9 protein-coding genes are annotated in these 12366 nt (G+C 40.9%); 3 read left to right on the top strand and 6 right to left on the bottom strand.

The features are described from left to right. Positions 1-152 precede the first annotated feature (152 nt). From CWC16_RS02785 to CWC16_RS02795, 3 genes are all read left to right on the top strand, one after another. Entirely contained in the window at positions 153-659 is a 507-nt protein-coding gene (locus CWC16_RS02785; protein ID WP_024031441.1) for a glycine cleavage system transcriptional repressor, read from the top strand. A 179-nt stretch (positions 660-838) separates the two neighbouring features. Further along, positions 839-2926: a polyphosphate kinase 1 gene (gene ppk1, locus CWC16_RS02790; protein ID WP_138540418.1), complete on the top strand. Its 2088-nt coding sequence runs from the start codon at positions 839-841 to the stop codon at positions 2924-2926. Further along, complete coding sequence (locus CWC16_RS02795; protein WP_138540419.1) at positions 2919-4406, top strand: Ppx/GppA phosphatase family protein; 1488 nt, start codon at positions 2919-2921, stop codon at positions 4404-4406. The genes ppk1 and CWC16_RS02795 overlap by 8 nt, the downstream gene beginning before the upstream one ends. A 41-nt stretch (positions 4407-4447) precedes the next feature. Here the strand turns inward: CWC16_RS02795 and CWC16_RS02800 are convergent, their stop codons facing one another. From CWC16_RS02800 to CWC16_RS02825, 6 genes are all read right to left on the bottom strand, one after another. Further along, positions 4448-4903 (bottom strand): hypothetical protein, encoded by a 456-nt coding sequence (locus tag CWC16_RS02800; RefSeq protein ID WP_055014691.1) that lies wholly within the window; start codon positions 4901-4903, stop codon positions 4448-4450. A 178-nt stretch (positions 4904-5081) separates the two neighbouring features. Continuing rightward, positions 5082-8204, bottom strand: a complete 3123-nt coding sequence (locus CWC16_RS02805) for an efflux RND transporter permease subunit (RefSeq protein WP_138540420.1) — start codon at positions 8202-8204, stop codon at positions 5082-5084. Continuing rightward, positions 8201-9736 carry an efflux RND transporter periplasmic adaptor subunit gene (locus CWC16_RS02810; RefSeq protein ID WP_138540421.1) on the bottom strand — a complete coding sequence of 512 codons (1536 nt, stop codon included), beginning with the start codon at positions 9734-9736 and terminating at the stop codon, positions 8201-8203. Before CWC16_RS02810 ends, CWC16_RS02805 begins: the two co-directional genes overlap by 4 nt. Before the next feature lie 4 nt (positions 9737-9740). Next, positions 9741-11063 carry a TolC family protein gene (locus CWC16_RS02815; protein ID WP_138540422.1) on the bottom strand — a complete coding sequence of 441 codons (1323 nt, stop codon included), beginning with the start codon at positions 11061-11063 and terminating at the stop codon, positions 9741-9743. Between the two features lie 263 nt (positions 11064-11326). Then, complete coding sequence (locus CWC16_RS02820) at positions 11327-11692, bottom strand: hypothetical protein (RefSeq protein WP_171037618.1); 366 nt, start codon at positions 11690-11692, stop codon at positions 11327-11329. Positions 11693-11755: 63 nt separating this feature from the next. After that, positions 11756-12364: a paraquat-inducible protein A gene (locus tag CWC16_RS02825; protein WP_138540423.1), complete on the bottom strand. Its 609-nt coding sequence runs from the start codon at positions 12362-12364 to the stop codon at positions 11756-11758. Positions 12365-12366 lie beyond the last annotated feature (2 nt).

Below are 12366 nucleotides of genomic sequence, written 5' to 3' on the forward strand. Positions count from 1 at the left end.
CTTAAGCTAAAAAAATACAACGATAAATATACAAATAGGTAGTAATAAACGAGTAGTTTTCTATGCGTTTATTTTACCCCCTACATTGATAGAAACATTACACATAATTAATGCCTACGCATTTACATTTTCAGGCTTAGAGAGAGCTATTTATGAAGCAGTTGGTGATCACCATTTTAGGGCAAGACCGGCCCGGATTAGTAGAAAGCATTTCATCTGTTATTTTGCAAAATAAGGGAAACTGGCTAAGCAGTAATTTAAGCCACTTACTTGGTCACTTTGCAGGTATTATTCAAGTTGAAGTAGCCCAGGAACACTTTGAAGCATTACAAAATGCATTAAATGCCTTACCTAAACTCGATGTACGTATTGAAACCGGCAACACAGAGGTAGAGCCAAGCAGCAAAGAACAAATAAACTTTGTTATTACCGGCAACGACCGACCTGGTATTGTACAAGAGTTGGCAAGTGTAATACGCCATAAAGGCGCAAGTATCACTCATTTAAACTCAAGACAGCAGAGCGCGCCAAATTGGGGAGTGCCTATTTTTAGTGCTGTCGCCACGGTTACATTACCCAGCGGTATGAACAAAGAAGAAGTGATTGATGCGCTTGAATCGATTACCAGTGACTTAATTGTAGATATTGAAGAGGCCTAAACTAGCACGCCCTTGACATAAAAATGACACGGCAGTCATTTTTATGTCATCTAACTGGCGTAAATTTAAATAAAAAGGGCTGATTATTACTCGTGTTATCGCTTTTTACGTTGCAATCCCCCCTAAGCGTATACACAGCCCAAATTAAACTTAAAGCATATCCTAATAATGGAATAGAGATGAATGCTCACATAACTCCCTCTCAAACAACTGAATATTTTGTAAAAGAGCTAAGCTGGCTGTCATTCAACGAGCGTGTGCTGCAAGAAGCTAAAGATAAAAATAACCCAATTATCGAGCGCATGCGTTTTTTAGGTATTTTTTCTAATAACTTAGATGAGTTTTTTAGAGTACGTGTTGCAAAGGTAAAACGCCGAATTTTACTAAATAAACTCCCCGATGCTAACTTTGAAGAAGACGAAATACTGCTTAGCGATATACAAAAAAAAGTGCGTCAGTTAGGTAAAAAGTTTAACCACATTCATCAGCAAGTATTAATCGACCTAAACCATCATAATATTCACGTAAGCCGCCCTGATGAGCTAAGTGTGTTTCATTTAAACTGGCTAAAAAATTATTTTCATGAGCACGTTCTACAGCACACCTCTCCTATTTTACTTAACGAAAACAAAGATTACTCCGACTATATAAACGACACCATGACCTACCTATTTGTAGAAATGAGTGATGAAAAAAGTTATTACGCCATGCTTGAGGTACCCACCGACAGGGTTGATCGCTTTATAAACCTGCCTCCAGAAAAAACCCGCCGCCATAAAACTATTGTGATGCTTGACGATGTAATCACTTACTTTTTAAATGATGTATTTAGTAGTTTTTTTTCCTATAAAAGCATTGCCGGTTATGCAATAAAATTAACCCGCGATGCCGAGTACAACCTAGATGATGAACTAGAAGCTGGCTTGCTTGATAAAATGTCCAAAGGATTAAAACAACGTATTTATGCCGAGCCGGTAAGGTTAGTTTACGATCAAGCCATGCCTGAAAGCATGCTCAAAGTGATGAAAAAGCGCCTCGGTGTCACGCATCATGATGCGTTAATTCCTGGGGGGCGTTATCGTAATTTTAGAGACTTTATAACGTTCCCTAATGTGGGGCGCCAATATTTAGAAAACAAACCCCTTCCCGCATTGCAAAGTAGTGCATTTAAAAAGCACGCCAGTGTATTTGATGCCATTAGTGAGCAAGATATTTTACTTTATTACCCCTATCATACCTTTAACCATGTGCTTGAATATGTGCGCCAAGCGGCATTTGACCCCAAAGTTACCCAAATAAAGGTAAATATCTATCGTGTAGCGAGTAAGTCTAGGTTAATTTCTTCATTAATTAATGCCGCTAAAAACGGAAAATTAGTGACCGTTATGGTCGAATTAAAAGCACGTTTTGACGAGCAAAATAATATTGAATGGGCAAAGGTGCTAAGCAGTGCAGGTATTAAAGTAATTTTTGGTATACCCGCATTAAAAGTACACAGCAAATTATGTGTGGTGCACCGTAAAGAAAAAGGCCAAATAGTAAAATACGCTCATATTGGCACAGGCAATTTTCATGAAAAAACAGCCAAAATTTACACTGACTTTAGCTTATTTACTCGCCACACTGGCATTTGTGAAGAAAGCGACAGCGTATTTAGATTTATAGAGAGCAGTTATAAACCCTTTAAATTTGACCACCTGATGCTTTCGCCAATAAATGCCCGTGAAACGCTGCTTAATTTAATTAATAACGAAATTGACCATGTTAATAACAACAAACCGGGCAAAATTACTGTAAAAGTAAACAACCTCGCTGATAAAGAGCTGGTAGATAGGCTGTACCTTGCAGGCAAAATAGGGGTTAAAATTAGAATTATTGTACGTGGCATGTGCTCACTCATTCCTGGTATGCCTCAACTTAGCGACAATATTAAGATAATTAGTATTGTTGACCGTTTTTTAGAGCACCCTCGGGTCATGGTATTTGGGAATAATGGCGATGAAAAAGTATTTATAACCTCTGCTGATTGGATGACACGTAACCTAGATCACCGTGTTGAGGTAGGCGTGCCTATATTAGATGTTAAGTTAAAACGCCTCATAATTGATATATTAGAGCTACAATTTAAAGACCGTACCAAAGCACGTATTATTGATAGCGAGCAAAAAAACGCTTATGTAAGACGGGGTAACCGTAAAAAAATTCGCTCTCAAATAGCCATTTACGATTACCTAAAAAAATGGGAACACACTTATTATAATGAATGATCATCCTTCCATTGCTGCCGTTGATTTAGGTTCCAATAGCTTTCATTTAGTGGTTGCTCGGGAAGTGAACGGCACTTTGCAAATTCTACATAAAGAAAAACAACGCGTTTATTTAGCTGATGGATTAGATGACAAGTTTCGCTTAAGCCAAGCAGCCATCGATCGTGCTTTAGTGGTGCTAAAGCAATTTGCTAAAACGTTGCACGATTTTCCTGCCAGTAACGTAAAAGTGGCGGCTACATACACCTTTAGGCGAGCTAAAAATATTAATGCCTTTTTAGCACAAGCAAGTAATGTGTTTCCTTTCCATATCGATGTAATCGCTGGCCAAGAAGAGGCGCGCCTTATTTATAAAGGTGTAGCACATTATATTCATAATGAAGAAAACCGTTTAGTGATCGATATTGGCGGCGGCAGTACCGAGCTTATTATAGGTAAACATTTTAAGCATAAACTTTTATCTAGTCGCAATATGGGTTGCGTAAGCTTTACTAAACAGTTTTTTAGCGATGGTAAAATAACGGCCAAACGCTTTAACAAAGCGCAAATAAAAGCCGAGCAAGAGCTCGAGGCTATTTTTTCTGCTTATGTAAGTGAAAATTGGCAATCAGTGATTGGTACCTCCGGCACTATAAAATCAATATTAGCGATAATAAACACTGCCAATACGCAACAACCTAAAATCACCTTTGACAATTTACTCACTTTAAAAGGGCAGTGTATTAGTGCTAAACACATTGATAACTTAATTATTGCAGGGCTCACGCCTGAGCGCCAACAAAGTATATGTGGTGGCTTAGCAATTTTAATCGCAATATTTACAGAGTTTGCCATTAAAGAGCTTACCTATAGCGACTTTTCATTACGAGAAGGGTTACTGCACGAAATGCAGCAGAAGCTGGCCGACAAGGATATTCGCTCAAACACTATTAATAATTTAAGTGAGCGCTACACCGCTGATAAAGCACACGCAGCACGTGTTGCGGATACGGCTATTTGGCTTTATAAACAGCTAAAAAATGTGTGGTATCTAGATAACAACGATGATGTTGCGTTGCTGACGTGGGCGGCAAAATTACATGAAATTGGTTTATCTATTAACTCTTCAGGCATTAACAAACACAGCGCTTATATAGTGGCAAATAGTCAATTACCCGGTTTTACGCAGCAAGAGCAACTTATTTTAAGCTCACTTATACGCTTTTATCGTAAAAAAATTAAACTGACTGAGCTACCAGAGTTTTTAACTATTTCGCAAAAGCATGTACTCAAACTGATTGTTATTTTACGCTTAGCTATTTTATTTAATCAAAAGCGCCAAGTGAGCTTAAAGCCTGATATGGTAATAAGCGCAAGCAACTTAGGGTTGTTTATTAAATTTAGTAATGGCTACTTGCAAGAGCACACTCTACTTCAAGCAGATCTTGAGCAAGAACAACTCTATTTAAAAAAAGCGGGGATTGAGTTTGAGTGCATTTAGTAATAAAAAGCTCGCTTAAAGCGAGCCTTTACATGTTGGGCTTACATATCCATATGGCGGTTTGAGCTTTGCATCATTTGCTTAATGCCTTGCTTCTCGAGCTCTAAAATTTGCTCGAGCTTTTCTTTACCGTTTTCTGTTTCTGCGCGCTCTAATAAGTACTCGTAAAGTTCGATTACTTTTTTATGCTGCTCAGAGAGATAATTTTGAATAACCTTTTCATCAAACTCTTGGTCTTTGCTTATATCCTTAAACGTAATTAGCTCGGGGTTATCTGCAAAGTATTCGTAGCTGTAAGTATCTAAAGTATTGATCTCAGTAATTGCTTTAAAGCCAACTAGGTCTTCAGCTAACTTTTTTTCATAATCTAAATAATAGTCCACTAGCATTGCATTACGTTCGTCGAGCAACTCCTTAACGCTGTAAAAATTTGCCGCCATTTGTGTGTGAAATAAAACGGTCCAATCGTACACTTCTTTAATTGTTTTAACTTGCATGTGCATTCCTTACTGAGTTGACTGTATAAGAGATGAGTTGCGTAAAACATGCCAACATAAACTTTATTAAAAACAATGAATTAAATAACAAAAATGAGGAGCTAGGCGGTTTGTTTGGTACAAGTTACAAAATACGGGTAATTTTTATAGGGCAATACATAGCGCATTGCCCCGAGCTTTAATGTGAAATATGCCGCTTTTTCCACAGTAAATACACGGCAGGGATAACTAATAATGTAAGTATAATCGCACTTAACATGCCGCCTACCATAGGCGCAGCTATCCTGCTCATTACTTCGCTGCCAGTGCCTGTACCGTATAAAACAGGTAATAAACCAACAATAATTGTCGCTACCGTCATCATTACGGGGCGCACTCTTAGCCCCGCTCCTTGCATAATAGCGTGTTGTAGCGCTTGTAAGTTAAATGCAGTTCCGGTTTGCTCGCACTGCTGGCGTTGCGCTGTATAAGCTTGGTTTAAATATACAAGCATAATGACGCCTATTTCTACGGCAACACCGGCCAATGCAATAAACCCTACACCCACTGCCACCGAAAAGTTAAACGCTTCAAAGTACATTAGCCAAATGCCGCCCACCATAGCCAAAGGAAGGGTGGCAATTATAATAAGTACTTCGCTTAGGCATTTAAAATTAAGGTATAGCAGTATTACAATAATCGCGAGTGTAAGCGGTATCACATAAGTAAGCTTTGCTTTTGCGCGTTGCATGTATTCGTACTGCCCTGCCCACGTAATTGAATAACCAGCGGGTAATTGCAGGTTATCGCTAAGTACTTTCTGCGCTTGTGCTACATAGCTGCCAATATCACTGCCTTTAATATCAATTAAGCTCCACCCATTTAAACGCGCGTTTTCGCTTTTAATGCCGGTAGGGCCATCTTCAATAAATACTTTAGCAACATCACCAAGTGCAATATGTTGCCCTGATGGTGTAATAATAGGTAATAATTTTAAATCTTCAGGCGAAGCACGAAAGCGCTGCGGGTAGCGTAAATTTACCGGGTAACGCTGTTGCCCTTCAATTGTTTCAGTCACGTTTGAGCCGCCAATGGCAGTGGCTACAACCTGTTGTATGTCGGCTATATTTAGATTATACCGTGCTGCTTTTTCGCGGTTTATATCCACTTTAATATAACGCCCTGTGGCCACACGCTCTGAATACACAGAGGCTGTGCCAGGCACATCTTTTAACAACTGCTCAATTTGCTGCCCAATGTTTTGAATTTCTAACAAGCTTGGGCCCGCAATTTTAATACCTACGGGCGTTTTAATACCGGTGGCAAGCATATCAATCCGTGTTTTTATTGGCATAACCCACGCATTTGTAAGGCCCGGTAATGCAACTAAGCTTTCTAGCTCGGCTTTAATTTTTTGCTTCGTCATGCCCCCTCGCCACTGTGATTGGGGCTTAAATTGAATAAAGGTTTCAATCATTGTCAGCGGTGCGGGGTCGGTAGCGGTATCAGCTCGCCCTATTTTGCCAAATACAGTTTTTACTTCTGGCACTGAGGCTATGAGCTTGTCTGTTTGCTGTAAAATTTTTCGTGCTTCACCAATAGAAAGCCCTGGGTAAGTTGTTGGCATATACATTAAGTCACCTTCATCTAGCAAAGGAATAAACTCACTGCCTATTTTATTTACCGGATAAAAGCCTATAACCGTCACTATAAATGCAATAAATAACGTACTTTTTGGAAATTTAAGTACGGTGGCTAACAGCGGTTTATACCCTGCAACCAAAGCTCTATTAACAGGATTTTTGTGCTCAGCAATGACCTTACCCCGAATACAGTAGCCCATTAGCACCGGTACTAACGTTATTGCTAAACCGGCAGAGGCTGCCATTGCATACGTTTTGGTATAAGCAAGCGGGGCAAACATGCGCCCTTCTTGCGCCTCTAAAATAAATACAGGCATAAAACTTACGGTAATAATGAGCAAGCTAAAAAATAACGCAGGGCCGACCTCCGTGGCCGATTTAGTCACTATATCCCACCGGTTTTGCTTGGTTAGTGGCGTTTTTTCCATATGTTTATGCATGTTTTCTATCATTACGATAGCACCATCTGTCATCGCGCCAATAGCAATCGCAATCCCCCCTAAGGACATAATATTCGCGTTTACGCCTTGCCAATACATCACAATAAAAGCCATTAATATACCCATAGGCAAGGTAATAATAGCCACCAGCGATGAGCGCACATGAAATAAAAATACCACGCACACTAAGGCTACAATAATGAGCTCTTCATACAATTTACTGCTCAGGTTATCGACCGCGCTTTTTATTAACGTGGAGCGGTCGTAAACCGGAATTATTTCAACCCCTTCGGGTAACCCTTGTTTTAAAGACTCAAGTTTTGCTTTTACCCGAGAAATCGTTTCTTGGGCGTTTTCGCCATAACGCATCACCACAATGCCACCCGCAACCTCGCCTTCGCCATTTAGCTCTGCAATGCCTCGTCGCATTTGTGGGCCTAAGCGTACATTTGCTACATCTCGTAATTGTAATGCACTTCCTTGGGCATTAATTCCTAATGGAATAGCTTCTAAGTCGGCGACACTTTTAATATAACCTGTGCTGGTTACCATGTATTCAGCTTCAGCCATTTCGATTACTGAGGCGCCAGTTTCTTGATTACCTCGGCTAATAGCCGTTTGTATCAAACTAAGAGGAAGGCCATGAGCACGTAACTTAATGGGGTCTACAACCACTTGGTACTGCTTTATCATGCCACCCACAGTGGCCACTTCAGATACCCCTTCAACGCTTTGTAGTTCAAATTTTAGAAACCAATATTGCAAGCTACGAAGCTGGCTAATATTGAGCTGATTTGTTTTATCAACTAACGCATATAAATAAACCCAACCCACCCCTGTAGCATCGGGTCCAAGCTGCGCTTTTGCGCTAGTCGGCAAGCGGCTTTCTACCTGACTTAAATACTCTTGTACGCGGCTGCGGGCCCAGTAAATATCGGTATTTTCATCAAAAATAATATACACATACGAGTCGCCAAAAAACGAAAAACCACGCACCGTTTTAGCGCCAGGCACAGACAGCATGGCCGTAGTAAGCGGGAAGGTAACTTGGTCTTGCACCACTTGGGGCGCTTGGCCTGGGTAGCTGGTTTTAACAATGACCTGTACGTCCGATAAATCTGGAAGCGCATCAACGGGAGTCTGTTTAACACTGTAAATACCCGCGCCAAATACAATAATACTCAGCAACAAAACGAGAAAGCGATTAACGACCGACCAGCGAATAACAGCAGCTATCATAATGACTCCCCATGCATTGAGTGATGAGCTGCGCCTTTGTCAGTGGAGTGTTCAGCAATTTTGCTTATTACAAATTCACCGTCAATAATGCTAAAGGTAAAATGAACCTGCTGATTAGGGGAAAGCGCACTAATATCAAGCGCTTTAGCAAGTATAAAGTCCATCGTAGCGGGGCCTCTGTTCCATTTAGCAATAGCCTCTCTACTAATGTTAATTACCCGCTGCCCTGGGTTTATATTATTTATGGTCCCCATTACTGTGGCTGTTTGAACCGCTTCAGCCTTGTCCATTTCCATGTCAGGCATATTGCTTATGGCGTGAGTGCTTGGTGCGCTCATACGCTTAAAGTCTGAGTCCTTACTCGACTCAGAGTCTATTAAAAACTGCGCAGCAGTCACAACACTATCCTCCTTGGTAATGCCTGATAGAATAGCCACCTCTTGTTGACTAATCTGCCCAACCTTTACTGCCACGGATTTAAAGCGTCCATGGCCTAAGGCAAGTACTACTCGGTTTTGTGCACCTGTACGAATAAGCGCTTGCTTAGGTATAACAAGTTGCACTGAGTTACTGTGTGTGTGAATGCTTACTTGAGCAAACATATTAGGTTTGAGAAGCCCGGCGGTATTTTCAAAGCGCAGCCTTACACGTAAAGTACGATTTTGAGTATTAAGCGCTGGGTAAATGTAATCTACTACGCCCTGCCACTGCTTACCTTGGATGTAATCAAGTGTCATCGTCACGGGGAGCCCTTTGGTTACTAAAGCTGCTTGGCGCTCAAATACTTCTGCTTCTACCCATACTTGATCTAATTGAGCGATACTCATCATTGAGGTGCCGGGCTTAACATAAAAACCTTCACGTATATTAAGCTCATTAAGCACGCCACTTTGACGCGCGTAAAACGTAATGTTTTGCATCACTTTTTTATTTTTTTCTAAGCGTTCTATAAAGCCATCAGACACATTTAGCGATTCTAAACGCGCTTTGGCAGCCCGAAGCAATACCCTGTTTTTTCTATTTACTGCGAGTAAAAACTCTTCTTGCGCGTTCACAAGCTCAGGAGAATAAAGCGTGTAAAGAGGCTCACCAGCACTAACGGGCTCCCCTTGCGCTTTTACAAATAACGTTTCTATCCACCCTTCGACTCGGGGATGAATATGGGTTACCTGGTCTTGGTTGTATTGCACATAACCGATTGTATTAATATTGCTTTGCAGCGTTTTAACTTGCACTTTACTGGTTTTAACGCCTAAGTTATTAACCACTTCAGGTGATATTTTTATAGTACCTGGGCTGTCGTTTTCAGTGTTTGCATACACAGGTACTAGCTCCATGCCCATTGGCGACAGGCCTGGCTCATCACGCCTATAATTACTGTCCATTGGCGCAACCCAATACAGCGGCTGCGCTTTTTTACTATCAGCGGTTGTGGCTAAGTGCTCTGTGTCATTAATCAGCCAGCGATTAGCAATAAATATTAACGCGGCGCCAATAAGCAGTGCTACAAGGTATTTTAAGTTCGTTTTCATTTTTTTACCCTCGTAACTCAGCCATTACTAGCGAGTCTAAACTGGCTGCGTAATAATTTAGGCGAGCAATAATAATATGTTTGTCTATTTGAATATTAAGCGCATCTATTTTGGCATTTAGCTCACTAATACGCGCACGCATAACATCAGAAAAGTCGCCATCATCACGGGTGTACGCGTTTAGAGTAGCCTGCGCTTGTTGCGACATTTGCGGTAATAATGTGCTTTGATAAAGCGTATGGCGCTGCTTAATTCGCTCAAGCTGGCTAACCTCTTTAAAGTACTGCCCTTTTAGGTTTTGTAACGCCACGCGTTTGTCGGTTCTAATGGCCTCTGCAGTGGCAATAGCGGCTTTAACTTGCTGATCTTGTCTGTTGTCGGTAAATAAAGGTAAATCAATACTCACGCCAACCGAAAGTAAATCAGCACGCGATTCACCAAATTGGTTATCAGCGCGGTAGCCATAACCCATATTTACGCCAAGTTGTGGCTTATAGCTCTGTTTAGCAAGGCTCACTAGTGTGCGTTTAGCGGCTATACGCTGATCTATTGCCACCATAGAGGGGTGCGCCATAAGTAACTTAATCAGCTCATTAAAGCCTAAGCTATTAAATTGTGTAAGCGGGGTTGGCACTGTAAAAGTGTCGCTTAATGGTTGACGTAATATGCTCTGTGGTAACCACTGAGCTAACCCATGTTTAGCGGCGTCTAGCTGCTGTGCTAATACAATCAGTTTATCTTCAAGGCGTGTGAGCTCCAATTGTGAGCGAATAATATCTTGCTGACGAGTTTTGCCTAAGCTACTGGAATAACTGGCTTCGGTAACTTCAATTAGCTGGGTAAATAATGCTTTATCTTTTTCAATTAACGCAATACTTTGCTGTGCTCTGTAGGCATTTAACCACAGCTCCATCACCCTCGCTTTTACCTGCGCCTTTCGCTGCGCCCTCAGCCACGGCTGCTCAAGTGCTTCTTCTTTTATTGCTTGCTGGCTAAGTGCCAGGCTATTACCACGACTAAAGCTTTGGCTTATACCCAACTTTAGTTGCGTCATATTTTCTTGATTAAACGCAAAACCATCAACGGGTACGCTTTGTAAACCTATGCTCAGTACTGGGTCTGGTAAAGTACCTGCAGCAATACTTTGCGCTGTGGCGGCGGCTTGCTTTTGCTCACTGGCGCTCAGCCACGGCTCGTTATTGAGCGCTAAGTTTATGGCATCCGTTAAATTAAGGGTGGGTACTTTTTCTATGGCATCACTATTAAATACAACACCAAATAAGGTGGCACTCAGTAATACAGCTTTAAAAATTACAGTGCGGGTCATTGCCTGCTCCATCTAAAATTAAAAATAAAAATCTTAAATTAACAAGCAGAACAGGCGCTTTAAGCCAATATAGCTAAATTTCACGCATACCAATGGTAATGAGTTATTAAGTATTTATAGCAACAGTTAAATACAGTGATAACAAGGCATAAACATCGCCATGTAGGTGTTCTACATGAGAGGTTTATATCGCTGTTAACGCTTTATTTGGCACGCTAAATGGCTTAATAATCAGGTCGATTGGTATCACACCTATCCTGCGTTTAAGCAAACATAGGAGGGCGATATAAGGTATTACTGGGTGGGGAGGAAAGACCGCTATTAATCAGGGTAACTTTTTCACTCGATAACGAAAAAGCAGTAAATAAGGCTGGAGACGTTAAAATAGAGCTGCTTCCACAGCCATTTATTGGGCAATGACACTCATTTTGAATATCGGCTTCATCATTGCAGCAATCCATTTCCATCATACCTGTAGGCAATTTACTCTCGCTCATTACATGTGTGGCATGCTTTGCTGATAGGCTCATATGTGGCATTTCGCACTGCTGATTTACAGACGCGACGGCTTGCCCCACAAACGTGAGTAACATCACAAAAACGAGCAAATTTGAGTAAAAACGCTGCAAAACTAAGCCTATTAAGTAAATTACCCAATAATAATATTTGAGTTGTTGAGCGAACTCAAATAATTAATTTTCTTTTTTAGGCGGGGTAATTAAGCTACTCGCTAAAATAGCAAAAATACAATAAGCACTAAAATACCAAAACCCCTCGCCAAACGTGCTATGCATAATGAGTAAATCGCTACTTTGGCCATGTGCATTACCTGCCAAATAAGTCACTATTAACGCAATAACAAACACATCCACCATGCTCCACTTGCTCAGCGCGCAAATAACTACACCTAACTTATTTTTAAATACGCTGGCCGACAAGCAGCAATACAGCAATTGCATCAGTAGCTTTAAACATGGAATCACAATAGAGAACAACCCAACTAGCGCCGCTACAAATAAATTATTATTGCTAGCCAGCTCATTAATAGTCCCCCATATACTTTGGGTTTTGTTGTACGCGTTTATTTCACCTTCTAATTTATCAAGCCCTAACATGCTAGAGAACATCATTAACATACTGCGGGTCCGGCCATCGCCTTCCTCGGCTAACATGTCTATCCCAACCTTAGCCAGTTGTGATTTATCAATGTTACCCTCAATCGTCAATACGGGCTTAGTAACCCCTGGGAATAACAGCCCTAATGCAACCACAATACTTAAAATAGATAACCAATTACGCATAT

This window comes from Pseudoalteromonas sp. S3776 (assembly GCF_005886915.1).
Taxonomy (GTDB): domain Bacteria; phylum Pseudomonadota; class Gammaproteobacteria; order Enterobacterales; family Alteromonadaceae; genus Pseudoalteromonas.